The 21,226-nt window shown below is 72.6% G+C and carries 19 protein-coding genes and 2 pseudogenes; 12 read left to right on the forward strand and 9 right to left on the reverse strand.

What is annotated here, in order from left to right:
* Positions 1-56: 56 nt before the first annotated feature.
* From EDD30_RS09835 to EDD30_RS09855, 6 genes and pseudogenes are all read right to left on the reverse strand, one after another.
* Positions 57-560 (reverse strand): SSI family serine proteinase inhibitor, encoded by a 504-nt coding sequence (locus tag EDD30_RS09835; RefSeq protein WP_084557786.1) that lies wholly within the window; start codon positions 558-560, stop codon positions 57-59.
* A gap of 89 nt (positions 561-649) precedes the next feature.
* Positions 650-3,997: an error-prone DNA polymerase gene (locus EDD30_RS09840; RefSeq protein WP_071809679.1), complete on the reverse strand. Its 3,348-nt coding sequence runs from the start codon at positions 3,995-3,997 to the stop codon at positions 650-652.
* A 9-nt stretch (positions 3,998-4,006) separates the two neighbouring features.
* The gene (locus tag EDD30_RS09845; RefSeq protein ID WP_071809680.1) at positions 4,007-5,692 is read right to left on the reverse strand and encodes a DNA polymerase Y family protein; all 1,686 of its coding nucleotides are present in this window, start codon (positions 5,690-5,692) and stop codon (positions 4,007-4,009) included.
* Positions 5,689-6,516, reverse strand: coding sequence for a hypothetical protein (locus EDD30_RS09850; protein WP_244945584.1), 828 nt, complete (start codon positions 6,514-6,516; stop codon positions 5,689-5,691). The genes EDD30_RS09845 and EDD30_RS09850 overlap by 4 nt, the downstream gene beginning before the upstream one ends.
* A 63-nt stretch (positions 6,517-6,579) precedes the next feature.
* Positions 6,580-6,774, reverse strand: a pseudogene (locus tag EDD30_RS41970) (hypothetical protein); the annotation flags it as partial.
* 526 nt (positions 6,775-7,300) lie between these two features.
* Entirely contained in the window at positions 7,301-7,777 is a 477-nt protein-coding gene (locus tag EDD30_RS09855; RefSeq protein ID WP_071809682.1) for an SAV_6107 family HEPN domain-containing protein, read from the reverse strand.
* A gap of 57 nt (positions 7,778-7,834) precedes the next feature.
* Between EDD30_RS09855 and EDD30_RS41975 the strand changes: the two are divergent.
* Both EDD30_RS41975 and EDD30_RS09860 read left to right on the forward strand, forming a co-directional pair.
* Positions 7,835-8,356: pseudogene (locus tag EDD30_RS41975) on the forward strand (hypothetical protein); the annotation flags it as partial.
* Between the two features lie 497 nt (positions 8,357-8,853).
* Positions 8,854-9,663 (forward strand): SDR family NAD(P)-dependent oxidoreductase, encoded by an 810-nt coding sequence (locus EDD30_RS09860; protein ID WP_211278058.1) that lies wholly within the window; start codon positions 8,854-8,856, stop codon positions 9,661-9,663.
* 85 nt (positions 9,664-9,748) lie between these two features.
* Here the strand turns inward: EDD30_RS09860 and EDD30_RS09865 are convergent, their stop codons facing one another.
* Positions 9,749-10,621, reverse strand: coding sequence for an inositol monophosphatase family protein (locus EDD30_RS09865; protein ID WP_123678200.1), 873 nt, complete (start codon positions 10,619-10,621; stop codon positions 9,749-9,751).
* 22 nt (positions 10,622-10,643) lie between these two features.
* Here EDD30_RS09865 and EDD30_RS09870 point away from each other — a divergent pair, with 22 nt between their 5' ends.
* From EDD30_RS09870 to EDD30_RS09895, 5 genes are all read left to right on the forward strand, one after another.
* Positions 10,644-11,372 (forward strand): monooxygenase, encoded by a 729-nt coding sequence (locus EDD30_RS09870; RefSeq protein WP_071806704.1) that lies wholly within the window; start codon positions 10,644-10,646, stop codon positions 11,370-11,372.
* On the forward strand, positions 11,369-11,965 hold the full coding sequence (locus tag EDD30_RS09875; protein ID WP_071806703.1) for a GNAT family N-acetyltransferase: 597 nt from the start codon (positions 11,369-11,371) through the stop codon (positions 11,963-11,965). The genes EDD30_RS09870 and EDD30_RS09875 overlap by 4 nt, the downstream gene beginning before the upstream one ends.
* A 64-nt stretch (positions 11,966-12,029) precedes the next feature.
* Entirely contained in the window at positions 12,030-12,785 is a 756-nt protein-coding gene (locus EDD30_RS09885) for a carotenoid biosynthesis protein (protein WP_071806711.1), read from the forward strand.
* Positions 12,782-14,014 (forward strand): glycosyltransferase family 2 protein, encoded by a 1,233-nt coding sequence (locus EDD30_RS09890; RefSeq protein WP_244945183.1) that lies wholly within the window; start codon positions 12,782-12,784, stop codon positions 14,012-14,014. The genes EDD30_RS09885 and EDD30_RS09890 overlap by 4 nt, the downstream gene beginning before the upstream one ends.
* Positions 14,015-14,033: 19 nt before the next feature.
* Positions 14,034-15,476 (forward strand): phytoene desaturase family protein, encoded by a 1,443-nt coding sequence (locus tag EDD30_RS09895; RefSeq protein WP_071806710.1) that lies wholly within the window; start codon positions 14,034-14,036, stop codon positions 15,474-15,476.
* Positions 15,477-15,481: 5 nt separating this feature from the next.
* Here the strand turns inward: EDD30_RS09895 and EDD30_RS09900 are convergent, their stop codons facing one another.
* Positions 15,482-16,405: a LysR family transcriptional regulator gene (locus EDD30_RS09900; RefSeq protein ID WP_211277854.1), complete on the reverse strand. Its 924-nt coding sequence runs from the start codon at positions 16,403-16,405 to the stop codon at positions 15,482-15,484.
* A gap of 152 nt (positions 16,406-16,557) precedes the next feature.
* Between EDD30_RS09900 and EDD30_RS09905 the strand changes: the two genes are divergently transcribed.
* The 5 genes from EDD30_RS09905 (at position 16,558) to EDD30_RS38950 (ending at position 20,730) form a co-directional block, all read left to right on the forward strand.
* Positions 16,558-17,220 carry a succinate dehydrogenase cytochrome b subunit gene (locus tag EDD30_RS09905; RefSeq protein WP_280526219.1) on the forward strand — a complete coding sequence of 221 codons (663 nt, stop codon included), beginning with the start codon at positions 16,558-16,560 and terminating at the stop codon, positions 17,218-17,220.
* A 1-nt stretch (position 17,221) separates the two neighbouring features.
* Positions 17,222-19,159, forward strand: coding sequence for a fumarate reductase/succinate dehydrogenase flavoprotein subunit (locus EDD30_RS09910; protein WP_071806700.1), 1,938 nt, complete (start codon positions 17,222-17,224; stop codon positions 19,157-19,159).
* Entirely contained in the window at positions 19,159-19,902 is a 744-nt protein-coding gene (locus EDD30_RS09915; protein ID WP_071806699.1) for a succinate dehydrogenase/fumarate reductase iron-sulfur subunit, read from the forward strand. Before EDD30_RS09910 ends, EDD30_RS09915 begins: the two co-directional genes overlap by 1 nt.
* Before the next feature lie 71 nt (positions 19,903-19,973).
* Positions 19,974-20,573, forward strand: a complete 600-nt coding sequence (locus tag EDD30_RS09920) for a nucleoside/nucleotide kinase family protein (protein WP_244945184.1) — start codon at positions 19,974-19,976, stop codon at positions 20,571-20,573.
* On the forward strand, positions 20,566-20,730 hold the full coding sequence (locus tag EDD30_RS38950) for a hypothetical protein (RefSeq protein ID WP_170047399.1): 165 nt from the start codon (positions 20,566-20,568) through the stop codon (positions 20,728-20,730). The genes EDD30_RS09920 and EDD30_RS38950 overlap by 8 nt, the downstream gene beginning before the upstream one ends.
* Positions 20,731-20,773: 43 nt before the next feature.
* Here the strand turns inward: EDD30_RS38950 and EDD30_RS09925 are convergent, their stop codons facing one another.
* A complete protein-coding gene (locus EDD30_RS09925) occupies positions 20,774-21,217 on the reverse strand; it encodes an HNH endonuclease (protein ID WP_071806698.1) in 444 nt (147 codons plus the stop codon).
* Between the last annotated feature and the right edge of the window lie 9 nt (positions 21,218-21,226).

Consider the following 21,226-nt stretch of genomic DNA (forward strand, 5'->3'; position numbering starts at 1 on the left):
GGCTCGCGACCGGCGCCACGCCGGGCCGGTCACCCCCGATCGCCGGACGCCGGAGTTCAGAAGGCCAGGACGATTCCGGTCGCGAGGTGCATCTCGCAGGGGTTGCCGAACTGCCGCGTCCAGTCGACCTTCGCGCCCTTCCACCGGCCGGTGATCTCGGCGGTGATCGGCGCGTACTCCATCGTGCACACCCCGGCGACGGGCTCGAGCCTCGCCGGGTCGCCGCCGGCCCTGGCCAGCGCCGCGCACGCCTTGCCCTTCTTCGGATGCGCGCCGCCCGTCGGGTTGCAACGCAGCACGACCGCGGCGGCGAAGCCCGCCTCGGCCATGTAACTGAGGGTCAACTCGGTCTTCTTTTTCTTCGACGCCACCGCAGCCGAGCCCGCCACCGCAGCCGAGCCCGCCACCGCAGCCGAAGCCGCGGAAGGCGACGCCACCGCGGATGCCGGGGGCGCAAAGACCGGGGGCGCTGCAAGAACCGGGGGCGCTGCGGAAGCCGGGGTCACGGCGGTGAGACCGGCGAGGACCAGGACGGCGGACAGGCCGAAAGTACGGATCATGATGTCGCTCCCCCGTCGTACGTTTCCCTGCGCATCCGGTGTACGCCCCAAAAGGTGCGGCACACGCAGAACGGAAATATAGTGTCCGATCAGCGGAAGTCGCGGGACGCGGGCGTGACCGGCGGGGTGAGCGCGTCGAGCCGGTCGGCGACCAGGTTCAGCACCCCCTCCACCTTCTCCAGCCGCCCCCGCACCACCAGCGCCGAGCTGGTCCGGGCCACCCGCCGGTAGCGCTGCCACAGCCCCGGCGAGCAGGTGACGTTGAGCATCCCGGTCTCGTCCTCGAGGTTGACGAAGGTGACCCCGCCCGCGGTCGCCGGGCGCTGCCGGTGGGTGACGATGCCGCCGGCGCGGATGCGGGTGCCGGCCTCGACGCGGCCGAGCCTCGCGATCGGCAGCGCGCCCCGGCGGGTCAGCTCCTCGCGGAGGAACTGCGCGGGGTGCGCGTCCGGGGACAGGCCCGTCGCCCACACGTCGGCGACCAGCTTGTCCACATCGCCCATGCCGGGCAGCGTGGGCGCGTCGGTGCCGGTGACCGTGCCCGGTAGGCGGTCCGGCCGGTCCTGCGCGGCGGCCCCGGCCGCCCACAGCGCCTCCCGGCGCGAGAGTCCGAAACCCGCGAAGGCGTCGGCGGTGGCGAGGGCCTCCAGGTGGGCGGTCGCGCATCCGGTCCGGCGGGCGAGATCCGCCATGTCACGGTACGGGCCGCGCGCACGGCGCTCCTCCTCGAGGGTCTTCGCCAGCTCCTCGCCGAGGGTACGGACGCTCGACAGCCCCATCCGTACCGCCGGCCCGCCCAGCCCCCACGCGTGCGGCGGTTCCCCGGGCGCCGAGCTCCACCGGGTGGTCGCCGTGGTCTCCAGGGTCGCCGCGGCGTCGCTGAGGTTGATGTCCGGCCGGCGGACCTCGACCCCGTGCCGGCGGGCGTCGTCCACCAGCGACTGCGGCGAGTAGAAACCCATCGGCTGGGCGTTGAGCAGGGCCGCGCAGAAGGCGGCCGGGTGGTAGCGCTTCAGCCAGGCGCTCGCGTACACGAGGTAGGCGAAGCTCATGGCGTGGCTCTCCGGGAAGCCGTAGCTGGCGAACGCGGACAGCTTCAGGAACAGGTCGTCGGCGAGGTCGCCGGTGATCCCCCGCCCCGCCATCCCCTCGTACAGTCGCTTCTTGATCTTCTCCATCTTCTCGACCGACCGCTTGGATCCCATCGCCCGGCGCAACTGGTCCGCCTCGGCCGGGTCGAACCCGGCGACGTCGATGGCGAGCTGCATGAGCTGCTCCTGGAACAGCGGCACGCCCAGGGTCTTGGACAGGGCGTTGGCCATGAGCGGGTGCGGAACCGAGGGTTCCTCCAGCCCGTTCTTCCGTCTTATGTACGGGTGAACCGAGCCGCCCTGGATGGGACCCGGGCGGATCAGGGCCACCTCGACCACCAGATCGTAGAAATTATCCGGTTTGAGCCGCGGCAGAGTGGCCATCTGCGCTCGGCTCTCCACCTGGAAAACCCCGACAGAATCGGCCCTGCACAACATCTCGTAGACCTCGGAATCGTCGAGACGCATGTTGCCAAGATCCAAATCGGACTCGATCATGTCGTACGCATAGTGCAGCGCCGACAGCATCCCCAGGCCGAGCAGGTCGAACTTGACCAGATCGACCGCCGCGCAGTCGTCCTTGTCCCACTGCAGCACCGTGCGCCCCGGCATCCGTCCCCACTCCACCGGGCACACCTCGATGATCGGCCGGTCGCAGATCACCATGCCGCCGGAGTGGATGCCCAGGTGCCGCGGGAAGTCCTGCACCTCGTTCGCGAACGCGACCACCTGCTCCGGGATGTCCTCCACGTCGACGGCCGCGACGCTGCCCCACCGGTCGATCTGCTTGCTCCACGCGTCCTGCTGCCCGGGCGAGAAACCGAAGGCCTTGGCCATGTCGCGTACGGCGGAACGCGGACGATACGAGATCACGTTGGCGACCTGCGCGGTGTGCTCCCGACCGTGCTTGCCGTACACGTACTGGATCACCTCCTCGCGCCGGTCCGACTCGATGTCCACGTCGATGTCCGGTGGACCGTCCCGCTCCGGCGCCAGGAACCGCTCGAAGAGCAGGTCGTACTCGACCGCGTCCACATTGGTGATGCGCAGCGCGTAGCAGACCGCGGAGTTCGCGGCCGAGCCCCGCCCCTGGCAGTAGATGTTCTGCTCGCGGCAGAACCGCACGATGTCGTAGACCACCAGGAAGTAGCCCGGGAATTCCAGCTCCTCGATCATCCGCAACTCGTGCTCGAGCTGCGCGTACGCCTTCGGATGCGCCTGCGGCGGCCCGTACCGCTCCCGGGCGCCGCGCATGGTCAACTCCCGCAGCCAGCTCATCTCGGTGTGCCCCGGCTCCGGTATCGGGAAGTCCGGCAGCCGCGGCGCGACCAACTGCAGGTCGAAGGCGAGATCGTCGCCGAACATCGCGGCGTTCTCCACCGCACCCGGGTACGCCGCGAACCGTCGCTTCATCTCGGCGCCGCTGCGCAGGTGGGCGGCGCCGGCCGCGGGCAGCCAGCCGTCGATCTCGTCGAGGCTGCGCCGGGCCCGGACCGCGGCCAGCGCGGTGGCCAGCCGCCGCCGGCCCGGGGTCGCGTAGTGCACGTTGTTGGTGGCGACAATCTCCAGCCGGCGGCTCTTCGCCAGGTCGTACAGCACGTCGTTGCGGTCGTCGTCGTACGGGTCGCCGTGGTCGGTCAGCTCGACGGCGACGTTGCCGGCGCCGAAGAGGTCCACCAGCCGGTCCAGCTCCCGCGCCGCGCCGCGCGGCCCCTCGGCGGCGAGCGCCCGCGGGACGCTGCCCTTGCGGCATCCGGTCAGCACCAGCACGTGGTCGCGCAGCACCTCGGCGACCTGTTCGAGCTCCCCGTACGCCGGCTTGCCCTTCTCCGCACCGTCGAGCTGGCCGCGGGAGATCGTCCGGGCAAGGCGGGCGTACCCCTCCGGCCCGTGCGCGAGGGCGAGCAGGTGCCGGCCCTCCGGATCGGCCTCGCCGTTCTGCGGTTTCGACAGGTCCAGGGAGAGTTCGGCACCGAAGATCGTGGGCAGGCCGAGCTCCCGGGCGGCCTGCGAGAACCGCACCACCCCGTAGAAGCCGTCGTGGTCGGTGACGGCGAGTGCGGTGAGCCCCAGCCGCACCGCCTCCTCGGCGAGCTCCTCCGGGTGGCTGGCGCCGTCCAGGAAGCTGAAGTTGGTGTGGCAGTGCAGTTCGGCGTACCGGTCCTCAGGCCGAGCGCGGATCAGGGCAGGCGCCTGGTACGGCTGCCGCTTGCGGCTCCAGGCGGGCGAGTCGCCACCGTCACCGTCGACGGCGAGCGGGTCGACGACGTACAGGTGCCGCTTGGCCTTGCCGGTGAGGGCGCTCTCCAGTTCACCCCATGGCTTCGGTGGATTGTGGAAGCCCATCACGCACCCCTAGTCATAGATCGCCTCGATCGCCCAGTGCCCCGACGACAGGGACAGCAGGAACGCCCGCCCGTCCGCGACGGTCATCTGGAAACGGGCCCGGCGGCGCGACTCGGCCGGCGCCCACCACCGCTCGTCCACCGGCCACGGCCCGGCCCACCCGGTGATCCCGGCGGGCTCGTCACCGATCATCAGTACGGCGGGGGTGCCGCTCAGCTCGAGGCGGGCGCTGACGCCGACCGGCGTACCCGTCTCGTCCAGCACCACCGCGGGCGCGGGCAGCGGCAGGACCAGCGCGGGAGAGGGCGCAGGAAGACGACCCGGCCAAGGTGGACGGTCGTCCTTCCCTTCTCCTCTCCTTCCCGCCTGTTCTCCCTTCCCGGGCTTTTCGGTATGTTCTCCTTGACTTATTTGTCCGGTCTCTTCGCCGGCGATCGCCACGAAGTTCTCCATCGGCATCGGCGGGGTGCCCGGCCGGGCCGGCTCCCGCTCGTCGCCCCACGGCACGAACCGCACCTGGTCGTCGGCGGACCGGCCACCGCCGGTCACCGCGGTGAGCACCGACTCCGGGCCGAGCAGACCCTGGATCCGGCTCAGCGCGCGATGCGCCCGCTCCCGTTCCGCGCCCGTGTCACCCCACAGGCCGGGCTGGAGTCCGAGGTGGACGAGAACGCCGTCGGGCACCAGCCGCAGCCGGACCAGGCCCGCGGTCGGCCGGGCGGGTGCGCCGCGGCGGGCGCCGGTCAGCCAGCCGTCGAGCTGCCAGCGCACCCGCTCGGCGATGGCCGCGGCGGTGAGCATCCCGTCGTGGCGCCACACCCGGTGCAGCTCCTGGCCGTCGGCGGTGACCGCCTCGATGCCCAGCCGGGTGCAGGCCAGACCGTGCGCGGCGAGCCGGTCGTGCAGCCGCTCGGCCAGGGCCCGCCCGGCGAACGCGGCGACGTCGACCCGTTCGAGCGGCTCGTCGTAGGTGCCGGACACGTCGAGGTCGGGCGGCGGCTGCCGGACGGCGAGCGGCCGATGGTCGAGCCCGGCGGCGAGCCGATGCGCGAGCGCCCCGTCGAATCCGAACCGGGTCAGCACGTCGGAGGCGGGCAGCGCGGCGAAGTCACCCAGCGTCGCCACCCCGAGCCGGCGCAAAAGATCGGCCAGCGCGGGCCGCTCCAGCGCCTCGATGGTCACGGAGGCGAGAAACTCCCGGGTACGCCCGGCGGCGACGATCCGTCCGCCCCGAGCGGCCAACCCGGCGGCGAACACCCCGTCAGCGATGCCCACCTGGCTCTCCACGGCACAGGCCTGCGCCACCTGCTCGACGATCCGCTCGGCGGCCCGCTCCTCGCCCCCGAAGTAGCGCGAGGGCCCCCGCGCGGCCAGCGCACAGGCACCGGGCCGCACCACCTCGACCCCGACGGCAACCTCCTCGACGGCGGCGACCACCGGCTCGAACGCCCGGGCATCCCGCCCCGGATCATGCTCGACGACGACAAGCTGAGGACAACGCCCCTGAGCCTCCCGCCGCCGCAGCCCCCGCCGCACCCCTTCGGCCCGTGCCGCCTCGGAACACGCGACAACCCGATTGCCCCGCAGCACGACAACCGGCCCGGCAGCAGACACCCCCTCCACGATCTCGGCGGCGACGACCGGCCAGTCCGGGCACCAGACAAGCAGGGTCCGAGGTCCAGAAGCAGCACTCACACCGACTCCACGATGGACATCCGTCCCCCGGCCGGCGGCACACCCTCTCCTGCCGGCGGCACACCCTCCCCTGCCGAGGACGAGTCGTCCCCCACCGGCCAAGACACGGCCTTCCCCGACCCGGACACGGTCTTCCCAGGCCCGGACGGCCCAGACGCGGACGGCCTGGAAGCGGGTGAAACGGGCGCGGGTGTCGCGGCGATCCCTGGCATCCACATGGTCATTTCCTTGGGCCGAGCGGCGGCTCCCCGCCCCCGGGCGACCACGGTGACCTCCCGCCGCCGCAACCGTCCCCGCCCGGCACCGACCCCCTCCCACCGACCCCGGGTGACCTGCAGGGTGACGTCGGCCCCGTCCCACCGCCCGTACGGCACGAGCACACACCCCCGCTGCCGAGCCCGGGCGACAAGCCGGCTGGCGACGGAGGCGGAGACAGGACCGGGAACGGCGACGACCACGACATCGACCCCATCGATGAGCGCGGCAACCACGGTGGGCCACTCGGGACCGGGATTCGGCACCAGAGCCAACCGCTCGAGAGCAATACCACTCTCGGCGGCGGCAAGCACACCGAGCGCCGGCACGCCGACCACGGCACACCACGCTCCGGCACGGGAGGCGGCGGCGAGAAGGGCGAGCAGAAGAGAGGTATTCCCACTCCCCGCCCCCACAGAGACGCCAGCGCCTGCGGAGACACCGGGACCTGCGGCCATACCCGCCCTGGTCATCGCCGCTGCGCTCGCACCCCCGCCCCCGGCGGCTCCCGCACCGGCACCGGCGGAGACCGGGGTGGGAGCGGGAGCGGTCCGGCGTGGACCGGACAGGGACCACGGGGTGTCACGGGTTAGGTCGCGGCGATCCGCATCGCGCCTCCAGCCGTGCCCCGGTCGGTGCGGGGAACCGGAATCGGAAGAAAGTCCGATAGCGACGGTGCTGCCCCGGCGAAGCCCCCGCCCGGGCAGCAACCCGCCCAACTCGGGAAGCACCGGCAGCACCCGGTGCATCCCGCTCTCGACGACCTCGCCGGCAGGCCGCACCAGTTCAGCAAGAGCCGCAGCCCCACCGATCATGCGCCCGGCCATCGTCCCGCCCCGTTGTACACATTCACCAAAGATCAGTAGTCGACCGGTCAGTAAGACGGCCCCGTCATCAGCCAGCCGCGCAGGCAAGCCAGCCCGGCATCAGCCAGTCAGCAACCAGCAGCAAGTCCGGCCCAGTCATCAGCAAGCAACCCGGCTCAGCCGATAAGTCGGCCAGCGGCCACCTCGGGTCACCAGCGACTCCCTGGGCAGACGGCGGCCGGGCAGGCGGGGACTAAGCAAGTGGACGGCCAGCACGTGCACACCACCAGGAAGCGGGCGATCAGCACGCGCACACGACCAAGCAAGTAGGCGACCAACACGCGCACCACCAGGAAGCGGCCGACCAGCACGTGTGCACGACCGGGTAAGTGGGCGACCAACACATGCACGACCCGGCAAGTGGACGGCTAACAAGTGGACGGCTAAGCGGCGACGGCTCGGCGGGAGGCCGGGCAGTGAACGGCTAGCTGGGTGGAGGGCTAGGCGGATGGACGGCTAGGCGATGGCCTGCTAGGTGGATGGACGGCTAGGCGGCTTCAAGGGTGGGCTGAAAGGCGAGGCCGAGTGCCGACTGCACCAAGGACACGAAGGTCTCCGCCGCTCTCAGCAGGTCGTCCGCCTCGCGGGTGGTTACCACTCGGGGGATGCCGGCTTCGGCCGCCGCGCGTTTGGCGGCACCCAGGGCGAAGTAGTTGGCCCAGTCGCTGAATTCGGGGGCCACCAGGACCAGGAGCGACCAGACGCTGGTCACGCGGTTGCGGCGGCTCGGGGCGGCCGGTCTGGCGCGGGCGGCAAGGACCGCGGCGGCGGCTCGGAGGGCGGCCAGGTGGGCCGCTGCGTAGCGCAGGCCGTCGGGGCGGGTGCGGGCTGCCTCGATCAGGCCTTGGCGGGCGATCGCGAGCAGTTGGGCCGGGGTGCGGTGAGGCAGGAGGTTGGCGGGGACCGTCGGGGCCGCCTGTGTCCCAGCCGTGGGGGCGTGTGCCAGGCCGAATGACCGCGGCACCGGCAGACCCGGCTCCGACAGGTCGGACTTCGGCAAGCCAGACTCCGACAGACCGGCCTCCGACAAGCCAGACTCCGACGAGCCAGACTGCGACGGGTCAGACTCCGACAGGCCGGGCTTTGGGAAGCCGGGGTCAGAGATGCCGGGATTTGGGCGGCTCGGCGGCGGGGCGGGTGGGCTCAGGCCCGGTGCCGGGTTGCTCACCATGGTTTCTCCTCGCGTGTATCGCATCCGACGTGCTGGTCGAACCGGGTCGCTGCGGAGGAAGGCACAGCGGGATGGGGCTGCCGGCCGGGTGTGAAGCTTCCCCACACCACACCCGGCCGGACTTCGCCGGCGGGTCCGTCGTCCGCCGCCCGGGGGTCGGGGGAGGCGGACGACGGTCCTGCCTGGTGCAGGCCCGGACCCGCGAATGCCCGGACCTTGCGTGCGGCGCTTCGCGGGCGCCACACCCGGGAGCCACGCCGCGAACGCGGCTTCCCGATCAGTCGGACCGGTGCCGATCGGTCCGGAAAGCCGTTCCCGCGCCGGCCGGTCGTGGGCACCTGCCCGGCGGGCAGCCGCCTCGACCGGATATGACCGGCGGGGAACAACGTTCGAACTAATCGAACACTCGTTCTAACTACCGGAGAGAGTAACACTCCCCTCCGACAAAAAAGCAACGCCGAGAAGGGTCGGGTCGCGGAGCCCAGACGCACTCGGCGACCTGCGGGACCGGGTGCGGAGCGATGTTCGGGGCATTGGTGCGGAGCGGTCGATGCGGAGGGGGCGATGCGGAGGGGGCGATGCGGAGGGGGCGATGCGGAGGGGTCGGGACGGAGGGATCGGGTGGGGTCAGCGCGGAAGGTCGGCGCGGAAGGGTCGGCGCGGGGGCGGAAATGGAGGGTGGCTGCTGGTCGGCCATTTGAGCGCCGACGGGCAACCCGGAGGCGGCGGAGCGGAGACGACACCAGCGCCGGGGGAAGCGGTGTCAGGGCGGGACCGTTGCCGGTGTGCGACTCATTGATTCCGGGGTGTACCGGTTGCCAGGATGCATACGGGTACGACATCCGCACCCGTGGCGAAAGGATCGGGACATGCGCACGATCGTGGTCACCGGGGCGAGTTCCGGCGTGGGCCTGGCCGCCGCGACGGAGCTGGCCTCGCGGGGCGACCAGGTGGTCGTCGTCGGGCGTGATCCGGGCCGGTTGCAAGCGGCGATGGCGGCGGTCCGGGCGGCGGCCACCGGTCCCGAGCCGGACGAGTTCCGGGCCGACTTCGAGTCACTGGACGAGGTACGGCGCCTTGCGGACCGTCTGCTGGAGACGTACCCGGTGATCGACGTCCTCGCGAACAACGCCGGCGGCATGCTGGGGGCGTACCGGAAGACGGTGGACGGTTTCGAGGCGACCCTGGCAAGCAACCACCTCGCGCCCTTTCTCCTGACCCACCTGCTGCGCGAGCGACTGCGTGGCGGCCGGGTGGTGAACACCGCCTCCCGGCGGCACCAGCCGGGTGGGCTCGACCCCGACGATCTCACCGGCGACCCGGCGTCGTGGGGCGCCTGGCGCGCCTACGCCGCGAGCAAGGCGGCCAACATCCTCTTCACGGCGGAGGCGGCCCGGCGCTGGCCGGACGTCCTGTCGGTGGCCTTCCATCCGGGCGTGGTGCGCTCGAACTTCGGCGTGGACCCGGTGACCCGGTTCTTCTACAAGGCCGCCCCGTTCCTGACCACCCCGGAGAAGGCGGGCGCGCTGCTGTCGTGGCTGGCGACCGCGCCGGCGGAGGAGCTGCGCAGCGGCGCGTACTACGTCGGGCACGCCGTCACCGCGCCGGACCAGCGGCTCGCCGACCCGGCGCTCGCCTCCTGGCTCTGGGAGACGAGCACGAAGGCGATCAGTCTCTAGCGCCAGGAGACGAGCACGACGGCGATCCAGCGCCAGGAGACGAGCACGAAGGCGGTCCAGCGCCAGGAGACGAGCACGACGGCGATCAGCCTCTGAAACCGCCCATCAGTTCCAGCAGGGTGGCGTGCGTCTCGTGGTCCGCCGCCACCACCAGACCGCCCACTCCGGTGTGCACCGGTTGCCCCTCGATATCGGTGATCACGCAGCCGGCCGCCCGGCATACCGCGATCCCGGCGGCGAAGTGGACGCTGTCGCGCAGCCGCCCATCGGTGACGTACGCGGCGCGCCGGCCGGCGGCGACCCAGGCGACGGCGAGGGTGCTGGACACCACCCGCGGCCCGAACCGTTGCCCGAAGCGGGGATCGGCGAGCAGGTCCACCGCCCGGAAGCGGGGCGCGTTGGGGAACGGCGGGTCGAGGTTGACGTCCACCAGGCGCGACTCCGCCGACGGGGTAAGCGGCTCGTCGGCGCCGTCGCGGCGTACCCGGGCGGCGGTGCCGTCGGTCCAGAAGACCTCGCCGGAGAACGGGTCGGCGGAGGCCGCTGCCGTGATCTCCGAGCCGGTGCGCAGGGCGACGTTCACGGCGACCAGCATGGTGCGCGCCGCGAAGTTCCGCGTGCCGCAGAGCGGGTCGACGAGCCACATTCGCTCACCGTCGCCGGTGCGGCCTGCCGCGGCAAGGGGAGCCGGGTCGACCCGGCCGCCCTCGCCGGTGCGGCCCGCCGCGGCAAGGGGAGCCGGATCGACCCGGCCGCTCTCCTCGCCGGTGACGGCGTCGCCGGGGCGGGCGGCGCGCAGTACGTCGATGACGGCCCGCTCGGCCTCGACGTCGGCGGAGGTGGCGAAGTCGCCGGCGGACTTGTCGAAGCGGGTCAGCGCCGAACCGTACTTCCCCAGGACGACGGCGGCTCCCGCCTGCGCCGCCGCGATCGCCAGCTCCCCATCGGTGATCATCATGGGCGAAGGATAGGTTGGCGGCATGGTCTCCGTCCCACCGCTGGTCACGCTGCACGTGTGGCGGGTGCCGCGGCGCTCGGTGGGCCGGGCTCTCGTCCGGATGGCGATGGATCCGCGGCGGTTGCGGCGGTTGCCCGGGGTGCGCTTCGGCAAGCTGCTCGGCACCGGCACGGGTACGAGCTTCGGGCCGGGCGACGCCGACCTGACCCGCTATGCGGCCGTGGTCTCCTGGGACCGCGTCAGCGGCGGCGACCTGGGGCGGGTCGGCGCGGCCTGGGAGGCGATCGCGACGGCCGCCGCCCGGGTGGACCTGCGGCCGCTGACCAGCCGGGGGCGGTGGTCCGGGGCGGTGCCGTTCGGCGAGCCGTCCGGGGGCCCCGAGGCGAGACGCCAGGAGACGCGCCGCGGCGACGGGCCGGTGCTCGCGCTCACCCGGGCCCGGCTGCGGCCGGCGAAGGCGCTGACGTTCTGGACGGCCGTGCCGCCGGTGGCCCGCGAGCTCGCCGCCGCGCCGGGGCTGCTGGCCCGGTTCGGCATCGGTGAGGCACCGGTCGGCTGGCAGGGCACGGTCAGCCTGTGGCGCGGCGCGGCGGATCTGACCCGCTTCGCGTACCGTCAGCCGGAGCACCGCGCGGTGATCGCGCGGACGACGGCCGTGCGCTGGTACGCCGAGGACCTGTTCGCCCGGTTCGCGGTGCTCGACATCAGCGGCGACAGGGCCGTGCTGGGCTGGCGGGAAGGAGAGCGATGAGGCTCGTCCCCTGGCAGCCGGACGACATGCTCCGGCGGCTGGACGACGTGGTGAGCGTGTACGGCGAGGCGATGGGCTACCGCGCCGAGCTGCTGCAGACCCGCCGCGGGTACATCGGCGCGCACGTGCGCCGGGCCGGCTTCCGGGCCGTGGCCACGCTGACCACCGACGGTCACCTCGCCGGTTTCGGGTACGGCTACGCCTCCGGCCCCGGCCAGTGGTGGCACGACCAGGTCCGTGCGGCGCTGGACGAGACCGCCCGGCAGCGCTGGCTGTCCGACTGCTTCGAGGTGGTCGAGCTGCACGTACGCCCGAGCGCGCAGGGCCACGGCATCGGCGCCCGCCAGTTGCGGGCGCTGCTGGCGATGGCGGACGGCTCGACCGTGCTGCTGTCGACGCCGGAGGCCGACGAGCAGCGGTCCCGTGCCTGGCGGCTCTATCGCCGCTTCGGGTTCTCCGACGTGCTACGCGACTTCTACTTCCCCGGCGACGAGCGGGCCTTCGCGATCCTCGGCCGTGGCCTGCCGCTGACCGAGCGGCCCCCGGCCGAGGAAGCCCCGGCCGAGGGCGCCCCCGGCATTGTCGGCATCTGACCGGTCACCGAAAGGCCGGCCGCTGAGAAGCCGGCTGCAGAAAGACCGGCCGCTGAGAAGCCGGCTGCAGAAAGACCGGCCGCTGTGGGCGCTGCTCGGCGCCCTCGTGCTGGTGCAGATCTGCTATCCGCTCACCCGCGGCGAGGTCCGGGCCGGTCTCACCGTCGCCACCGTCGTGCTGGGCTACGTCCTGTCGGTCGCGCACGCCTGGCGCTGCCGGGGCGCCCGGGCCGCCCTCGCGCTGGTCGCCACGGCGACGCTGGGCGGGTTCGCGATCGAGGCGCTCGGCGTGGCCACCGGGTTCCCGTTCGGCACCTATGACTACTCCGGCCAGCTCGGCCCGAAGGTGCTCGGCGTACCGCTGATCATCCCGCTGGCCTGGACCTGGATGGCCTGGCCGGCGTGGCTGGCCGCGCTGCGCCTGGCCCGTTCCCGCCCGGCGCGGATCGCCCTGGCCGCGGCGGGCCTCGCCGCCTGGGACCTCTTCCTGGACCCGCAGATGGTGGCCGAGGGGTACTGGAGCTGGGACTCCCCCACCCCGGCGCTGCCGGGTGTGCCCGGCGTCCCGATCGGCAACTACCTGGGTTGGCTGGGCTTCGCGCTGCTGCTGATGACCGTGCTGGCCGCCGCGACCGGACCGGCCGGCCACCGTCGCGACGGCGGGGACGGCCCGATGATGGTGCTGTGGCTGTGGACGTACGCTTCGTCCGTGCTCGCCCACGCGGTCTTCCTGGGACTGCCCTGGTCCGCGCTCTGGGGTGGCGTCCTCATGGGTGCGGTGGTGCTGCCGCTGATCCCCGCCGCACGGCGTGGCGCATGATCTGGTTCGCCCTGCTGCCGCTGCTCGCGCTGACCGGGCACACGCTGGTCAACGCCGCCCTGCTGCGCCGGCTCACGCCCGACGCCACCGGACACCACATGCACCAGCCCACCCCGGACACCACCGGACACCACACACGCCAGCCCACCCCGGACCCCACCGGAAACCAGCCCGCCCCGGACACCACCGGACACCACACGCGCCGGTCCGCGCCGCAGCACGCGACGGTCACCGAGCGCGTCGCTGTCCTGCTGCCGTTGCGTGACGAGGCGGGGCGGGTCACGCCCTGCCTGGAGGCGCTGCTCGGTCAGCGTGGAGTCCCCGATCTGGAGATCGTCGTGCTGGACGACGGTTCGGCCGACGGCACGGCGGAGGTCGTGCGCCGGGTCGCCGGGGACCGGGTACGGCTGCTGACGGGTGCGCCGCTGCCGGAGGGCTGGCTCGGCAAACCGTACGCCTGCGCACAGCTCGCCGACGCGGCCCGCGACAGCGACGTGCTGGTCTTCGTCGACGCCGACGTCGTGCTGGCGCCCGGCGCGGTGGCCGCCGCCGTCGCCCTGCTGCGGTCGGCGCAGGTCACGCTGCTGTCGCCGTACCCGCGGATCACCGGTGCGGGGCGGCTCGTCCAACCGCTGCTGCAGTGGTCCTGGCTCACGTTCCTGCCGCTGCGGCTGATGGAACGCTCGCCGCGGCCGTCGCTGTCGGCCGCCGGCGGGCAGTGGCTGGTCGCCGACCGGGCCGGCTATCAGCGGGCGGGCGGGCACGCGGCCGTGCGCGGCGACGTGCTCGAGGACATCGCCCTGGCGCGGGCGGTCAAGCGCTCCGGCGGGCGGGTCGCGCTCGCGGACGGGTCACGGCTGGCGACCTGCCACATGTACGCCTCGTGGCGCGAGCTGGCCGACGGTTACGGCAAGTCATTGTGGGCGTCGTTCGGGTCGCCCGCCGGTGCGGCCGCCGTCGTGCTCCTGCTGCTGCTCCTGTACGCGGCGCCGCCCGTGACCGCGACGCTCGCCCTGATCACCGCAAGCGTGGATCTTGCGTTGTGGAGTGTGTGCGCGTACGGAATCGGTGTCCTCGGAAGGGTGATCGCCGCGGCCGCGACGGGCGGGCGGACCTGGCCCGACCCGCTGGCCCAGCCGGTGTCCATCGTGGTCTTCGCGGCCCTGGTGGCGCGCTCGTTCGCGCTGCGCCGCCGCGGCCGCCTGAGCTGGCGCGGCCGGCCGGTATGAGCGGGATCGGGTGGCGGCGGTGAGCCGGGTCGTGGTGATCGGGGCGGGCGTCGGCGGCCTGGCCGCGGCGGTCCGGCTGGCGGCGGCGGGCCACGACGTGACCGTGCACGAGCGCGCGGCGACCGTCGGCGGCAAACTCGGCCGGTACGAGCGCGACGGCTTCCGCTTCGACACCGGTCCGAGCCTGCTGACGCTGCCGCAGGTCTTCGCCGATCTCGGCACCGCGCTGGACCCGGTGCCGTTGGACCCGGTGGTGCGGCACGTGTTCCCGGACGGCAGCGTGCTGGACTCGTCGTCCGACCCGGAGGTGTTCCGCGAGCGCATCGCCGGCGCGTTCGGGGCGGCGGCGGCCGCGGACTGGACGCGTTTCTGGCGGCGGGCCGAGCGCATCTGGCGGGCGTCGTGGGGTTCCGTGCTGCAGCGCGAGGTCTCCCTCGCGACACTGGCCCGACTGTCGTGGCGGGTGGGCGACCTGGCGGCGATCGCCCCGGGCCGCTCGCTGCGCGCCCTCGGCCGGCGCTACCTGCGCGACCATCGGCTGCGGATGATGCTCGACCGGTACGCGACCTACACCGGCACCGACCCCCGCCGGGCCCCGGCCGCGCTCGCCGCGATCCCCTACGCGGAGTTGGCGTTCGGCGGCTGGTATCTGCCCGGCGGCCTCGGCGTCCTGGCATCGTCGCTGCTCGGACGCTGTGCCGCGCTCGGCGTCACGATCCACACGTCGTCGGCCGTGACCGCGGTCCGCACGAGCGGGGGCCGGGTCAGCGGCGTCGAGGTCGCGCCCGGAGGCGAGGTCCCGGCCGACGTCGTCGTCTCCGATGTGGACGCCGCCGCGCTCTATCGCGACCTGCTGCCCACCCCGGACCGGCTCGCCCGGCTCACGGACCGCAGCCTCGCGGGCTTCGTGATGCTGCTCGGCGTCCGGGGTGCGACGCCGCGGCTCGCCCACCACACCGTCTTCTTCCCCCGCGACTACGACGCGGAGTTCGACGCGGTCTTCGGCGACCCCGGCCACGGCCGCCGCGCACGGCCCCCGTCGGACCCTGCCGTCTTCGTCACCCGCGCCGCCGACCCGGCCGTGCACCCGCCGGGCACGGAGGCCTGGTTCGTCCTGGTGAACGCACCCCGGCACGGCACCGGCACCGGCGCCGTCGACTGGCGCCGGCCCGGTCTCGCGGACGATTACGGTACGCACATCCTGAACGTCCTCGCCGCCCGCGGCCTGGACGTCCGCGATCGCCTGGCGTTCCGGGAGACCCGCACCCCGGCCGACTTCGCCGACGCCACGGCCGCGCCGGGCGGAGCGATCTACGGCACGGCGGGCGGGCTGCTGCGGCCGGCCAACCGCGGTCCGGTCGACGGGCTGTTCCTGGTCGGAGGGTCGGCTCACCCGGGCGGTGGCCTGCCGATGGTGACGCTGTCCGCCAAGATCGTCGCGGATCGCATCGGTCCCGCCTAGGGATGTCACAGGGGCTGGACGCCGATCGGCAGTTCGCCGGTGGCGATGTGGTCGAGCAGCGTCGCGCGCAGTGCCTCGGCCGCGTGGGGCAGGACCGCCCGTCTGCGGTGGGCGAGCGCGACCGTGCGGCGCATGCCCGGCGGGGCCAGCGGGGTCGCGCGCAGCAGCGGCCGGTTGGCCAGCACCATGCTCGGTACGAGCGCCACGCCCAGTCCCGCCTCGACGAAAGCCAGCACCGCGTCCATCTCGCCGCCCTCGACCGCGAACCGTGGGATGAAGCCGGCCCGCCGGCACGCCTCCAGGGTCACGTCGCGCAGGTCGTAGCCGGGGCGGAACATGACGAGCGGGGTGTCGCGCAGGTCGGTGAGGGCCAGCTCGCGGAAGACGGTCGGCGGCGGGCCGGACGCCACCGAGGCGACCACGAGGCTTTCGCGCAGCACCGGCGCGGCGTGCAGGGCCGCGTCCACGCCCTGCTCCGGCTGGACGATGAGGGCGAGGTCGAGGTCACGGGCGAGCAGGTCGACGATGAGGTCCTGGGAGCTGCCCTCGTTGACGTGCAGGGCGATGTCGGGGTGCTCGGCGCGGAAGCGGTGCAGTACGGCCGGCACCAGCGACGAGCAGAGGCTGGGGGTGGCGCCGACCCGGACCCGGCCGCGGCGCAGGCCGACGATCTCCTGGACCGCGTCCCGGGCCGTGTCGGCGTCCGCGATCATGCGGCGGGCCAGCGGGAGGAGGGTCTCGCCTGCCGCGGTGAGGGCCACCGCGCCGCGCGCACGTTCGAAAAGAGGGGCGCCGAGTGTGGTTTCGAGGGTGTGAATCTGCTTACTTAAAGTCGGCTGTGAGACGCCGAGCACATCGGCCGCCTGGGTGAAATGCCTGGTTTCCACCACCGCTAGGAAGTATCGGAGCTGCTGAAGCTGCACTTCGATAGCCTACGTCTATGGGCAACTAAAGGATCATGCATTAGACGAATCGCGCCGGCGTTCTTACCGTCCAGGGTGTGGCGGTAGATACCCGAACTCGTCCCCCGAAGGCCGCGGCCAAGCCGGCGAAGACGCCCGCGAAGCGTGGCCCGCGGGGCCTGCGCTCCTCGATCGCGCTCAAGCTGCTCATGGCGGTCACAGGCCTGCTCCTGGTGGGCTTCCTGTACGCGCACATGATCGGCAACCTGAAGATCTTCGTCGGCGCCAAGAGCTTCGACGACTACGCGCACTGGCTGCGCACCATCGGTGTGCCGCTGTTGCCGGAGACCTGGTACCTCTGGATCCAGCGGGCCGTCCTGACCCTGGCCCTGATCGCGCACATCGTCGCCGCGACGGTTCTCACCCGGCGCGCCCGCAAGGCCCGGCCGGTGCGCTACGCGCGCCGCACCAAGGTCCAGGGCAGCTACGCGGCGCGGACCATGCGCTGGGGCGGCGTGATCATCGCGCTGTTCGTGGTCTACCACATCCTCGACCTGACCACCGGCACGCTGAACCCCGTCGGCGACCGGGAGCACCCGTACGCGAACGTGGTCGCCGACTTCGCGCCCGGCCGCTGGTACGTGACGCTCTTCTACACGCTCGCCATCGTGAGCGTCGGCTTCCACCTGCGGCACGGCCTGTTCAGCGCCGTCCGCACCATGGGCCAGCAGACGCAGCGCGGCGAGCGCATCGCCCGCGCCGCCGCCCTCGTGCTCTCCGTCGTCCTCGTCGTCGGCTACCTCGCGGTGCCGTTCGCCGTGCTCACCGGATTGGTGGACTGACATGACCGAGTCCTTCTGGAAAGACGGCGACCCGATCGCCGACACGGCCGCCCCCGACGGCCCGATCGAGACCCGCTGGGACCGTCGCAAGTTCTCCGCCAAGCTGGTCAACCCGGCCAACCGGCGCAAGCTCAGCGTCATCGTCGTCGGCACCGGCCTGGCCGGCGGTTCGGCCGCGGCCACCCTGGCCGAGGCCGGCTACAAGGTGCGCTCGTACTGCTACCAGGACAGCCCGCGGCGCGCGCACTCGATCGCCGCGCAGGGCGGCATCAACGCCGCGAAGAACTACCGCAACGACGGCGACTCGATCCACCGGCTGTTCTACGACACGGTCAAGGGCGGCGACTTCCGCGCCCGGGAGTCCAACGTGTACCGGCTGGCCCAGGTCAGCGTGAACATCATCGACCAGTGCGTCGCGCAGGGCGTGCCGTTCGCCCGCGAGTACGGCGGCCTGCTCGACAACCGCTCCTTCGGCGGCACCCAGGTGTCTCGCACCTTCTACGCCCGGGGTCAGACGGGACAGCAGTTGCTGCTCGGCGCGTACCAGGCGATGGAGCGCCAGATCGGCCTCGGCAACATCGAGATGTTCGCCCGCCACGAGATGCTCGAGCTCGTCATCGTGGACGGCAAGGCCCGCGGCATCGTCGTCCGTGACATGGTCACCGGCGAGATCACCACGGACCTGGCCGACGCGGTCGTGCTCGCCTCCGGCGGCTACGGCAACGTCTTCTTCCTGTCCACCAACGCCAAGGGCTGCAACGTCACGGCGAGCTGGCGGGCGCACCGCAAGGGCGCGCTGTTCGCGAACCCCTGCTACACCCAGATCCACCCGACGTGCATCCCCGAGTCCGGCTCGCACCAGAGCAAGCTCACGCTGATGAGCGAGTCGCTGCGCAACGACGGCCGGGTGTGGGTGCCGAAGCGCCGGGAGGACTGCGGCAAGCCGGCCGGCGACATCGCCGAGGGGGACCGCGACTACTACCTGGAGCGGATCTACCCGTCGTTCGGCAACCTGGTCCCCCGGGACATCGCGTCGCGGGCCGCCAAGAACGTCTGCGACGAGGGCCGCGGCGTCGGCCCCGGCGGCCTCGGCGTCTACCTCGACTTCGCGGACGCCATCTCCCGGCTGGGCCGCGACGCCGTCGAGGCCAAGTACGGCAACCTGTTCGAGATGTACCAGCGCATCACCGGCGAGGACCCGTACGAGGTCCCGATGCGCATCTACCCGGCCGTGCACTACACGATGGGTGGCCTCTGGGTCGACTACGACCTCCAGTCGACCATCCCCGGCCTGTTCGTCGTCGGCGAGGCGAACTTCTCCGACCACGGCGCCAACCGGCTGGGCGCGTCGGCGCTCATGCAGGGCCTCGCGGACGGCTACTTCGTGCTGCCCCACACGCTCGCGAACTACCTCGCCTCCGGACCGTACGAGAAGATCTCGCCGGACCACGAAGAGGTCGTCGCCGCCCGTACGCAGGTCGAGGAGCGGATCCAGAAGCTGCTCTCGATCAACGGTGACCGGACCGTGGACTCGTTCCACCGCGAACTCGGCCACATCATGTGGGAGTACTGCGGCATGGAGCGCACCGAGGAGGGCCTGACCAAGGCCATCGGCCTCATCCGCGGCCTGCGCGAGGAGTTCTGGACCCGGGTCAAGGTGCCCGGCACCGGCGAGCAGCTCAACCAGAACCTGGAGAAGGCCGGCCGCGTCGCCGACTTCCTCGAGCTCGGCGAGCTGATGTGCATCGACGCGCTGCACCGCGCCGAGTCGGCGGGTGGTCACTTCCGCGCCGAGAGCCAGACCCCGGACGGCGAGGCCCTGCGCCACGACGACGAGTTCAGCTACGTCGCCGCCTGGGAGTACGGCGAGACCCCCACCCTCCACAAGGAAAAGCTGGACTTCGAGTACGTCCACCCGAGCACGCGGAGCTACAAGTAATGGACATCCAGGTACGCGTGTGGCGTCAGAGCGACCCGTCCGACAAGGGCCGGATGGTCACGTACGACGTCAAGGACATCTCCCCCGACGCCAGCTTCCTCGAGATGCTCGACGTCCTCAACGAGAAGCTGATCCTCGACGGCGACGACCCGATCGCCTTCGACCACGACTGCCGCGAGGGCATCTGCGGCATGTGCGGCATGATGATCAACGGCGTGGCGCACGGCCCCGAGCGGGCCACGACCACCTGCCAGTTGCACATGCGCCACTTCAACGACGGCGACGTGATCGACGTCGAGCCGTGGCGCGCCTCCGCCTTCCCGGTCGTCAAGGACCTGGTCGTCAACCGCGGCGCCTTCGACCGGATCATCCAGGCGGGCGGCTACATCACCGCCCCCACGGGTACGGCCCCGGACGCGCACGCCACCCCGGTCCCGAAGCCGGACGCGGACGCGGCCTTCGAGGCGGCCACCTGCATCGGCTGCGGCGCCTGCGTGGCGGCCTGCCCGAACGGCTCGTCCATGCTCTTCACCGCCGCGAAGGTGGCCCACCTCGGCCTGCTGCCCCAGGGCCAGCCGGAGCGGGACAGCCGGGTCGTCGACATGCTGGAAGCCCAGGACGAGGAGGGCTTCGGCGGATGCACCAACATGGGCGAATGCACCACGGTCTGCCCCAAGGGAATCCCGCTGACGCTGATCGGCCGCCTCAACAACGACTACCGCAAGGCCATGAAGAAGCGCTGATCACCACCGCACGACAGCCCGCGACCGGCGACCCGTCACCCGACGGGTCGCCGGTCGTCGTCGAGGGACTGGTGCCTGCCGGCGCGGTCCGGATCGGTGTCGACGGCGTCGACGGGGTCGGTAAGACCACCTACGCGCGCGGGCTGGCCGCTGCGCTGACAGCCGCCGGACGACCCGCGATCCACGTCTCCGCGGACGGCTTCCATCACCCCCGGACGGTCCGCTACCGGCGCGGCCGCGACTCGGCCGAGGGTTTCTGGCTTGATTCGTACGACCACGACGCGCTGATCGCGAACGTCCTGGCGCCGTTCGGCCCGGGCGGCACGCGCCGGTACCGTACGGCCGTGCACGACGTCGGCACGGACGAGGTGCTCGACCTGCCGTGGCTCACCGCGCCGGCGGGCGCGGTCGTCGTGGTGGACGGGCTGTTCCTGCACCGCGACGAGCTGGTGGGCTTCTGGGACTTCTCGGTGTTCCTCGCCGCGCCGTTCGAGGTGACGGTTCCCCGCATGGCGGCGCGGGACGGCTCGCATCCGGATCCCACCCACCCCACGCAGCAGCGGTACGTGCAGGGACAGCGCCACTATTTCGCCGCCTGCGAACCGTGGAAGCGGGCGTCCGTGGTGATCGACAACTCGAACCTGGCCCGGCCGGTGGTCGCCGATGGGTGAGACCGTTGCGGTCGCGGCCGGTGTCTTCGCGGGCACCGATGTCGCCGGCCTGGCGGGCACGGTCGATCAGCTCCCGTTCGCGCTCGTCCAGGCGCGACCGGGCGGGTCCGATCTCGGCGAGCTGGTCCAGGATCGTCGCGTGTCAACAATATGTTGACGGGGACGACCGGCGGGCCCCCGTGCGGTCCCGCCGGCCGTCGTCAGTGCGCGGCCAGGTCCGCCCAGCCCGGCGCCCTCGGCGCCCGGCGCAGCGGCATCCGCGCCTCTGCCGGCGTGCGGTCCCCCTTGCGCTGGTTGCAGCGCCCGCACGCGGCGACGGTGTTCTCCCAGGTGTTGCCGCCGCCTCGCGAGCGCGGCAGGACGTGGTCGATGGTGGAGGCGGTCGCGCCGCAGTAGCCGCAGCGGCGCCCGTCGCGGCTCAGCACGCCGCCGCGCGACCAGGCCGGGCCGCGGCTGTGCCGCCAGCGGGTCACGACGTAGCTCACCAGCCGGACGACGGTCGGGATGGGGAAGACGCCGATGCGCTCGTCCGGCCGGACCTCCTGCACCACCGCGACCTCGCGGAACAGCATGCGGATGGCGTGCCGGACGCTGACCCGGTGCAGCGGCCCGTAGTCGGCGTTGAGTACGAGGACCACGCTCATGGCGGGCCA

It is taken from the genome of Couchioplanes caeruleus, from assembly GCF_003751945.1.
Taxonomy (GTDB): domain Bacteria; phylum Actinomycetota; class Actinomycetes; order Mycobacteriales; family Micromonosporaceae; genus Actinoplanes; species Actinoplanes caeruleus.

Excerpts from the sequence above, each read along its gene's own strand:
- EDD30_RS09835 (WP_084557786.1), bottom strand. The coding sequence starts at position 560 with ATGATCCGTACTTTCGGCCTGTCCGCCGTCCTGGTCCTCGCCGGTCTC.
- EDD30_RS09840 (WP_071809679.1), bottom strand. The coding sequence starts at position 3,997 with ATGGGCTTCCACAATCCACCGAAGCCATGGGGTGAACTGGAGAGCGCC.
- EDD30_RS09860 (WP_211278058.1), top strand. The coding sequence starts at position 8,854 with ATGCGCACGATCGTGGTCACCGGGGCGAGTTCCGGCGTGGGCCTGGCC.
- EDD30_RS09865 (WP_123678200.1), bottom strand. The coding sequence starts at position 10,621 with ATGATGATCACCGATGGGGAGCTGGCGATCGCGGCGGCGCAGGCGGGA.
- EDD30_RS09870 (WP_071806704.1), top strand. The coding sequence starts at position 10,644 with ATGGTCTCCGTCCCACCGCTGGTCACGCTGCACGTGTGGCGGGTGCCG.
- EDD30_RS09875 (WP_071806703.1), top strand. The coding sequence starts at position 11,369 with ATGAGGCTCGTCCCCTGGCAGCCGGACGACATGCTCCGGCGGCTGGAC.
- EDD30_RS09890 (WP_244945183.1), top strand. The coding sequence starts at position 12,782 with ATGATCTGGTTCGCCCTGCTGCCGCTGCTCGCGCTGACCGGGCACACG.
- EDD30_RS09910 (WP_071806700.1), top strand. The coding sequence starts at position 17,222 with ATGACCGAGTCCTTCTGGAAAGACGGCGACCCGATCGCCGACACGGCC.
- EDD30_RS09915 (WP_071806699.1), top strand. The coding sequence starts at position 19,159 with ATGGACATCCAGGTACGCGTGTGGCGTCAGAGCGACCCGTCCGACAAG.
- EDD30_RS38950 (WP_170047399.1), top strand. The coding sequence starts at position 20,566 with ATGGGTGAGACCGTTGCGGTCGCGGCCGGTGTCTTCGCGGGCACCGAT.
- EDD30_RS09925 (WP_071806698.1), bottom strand. The coding sequence starts at position 21,217 with ATGAGCGTGGTCCTCGTACTCAACGCCGACTACGGGCCGCTGCACCGG.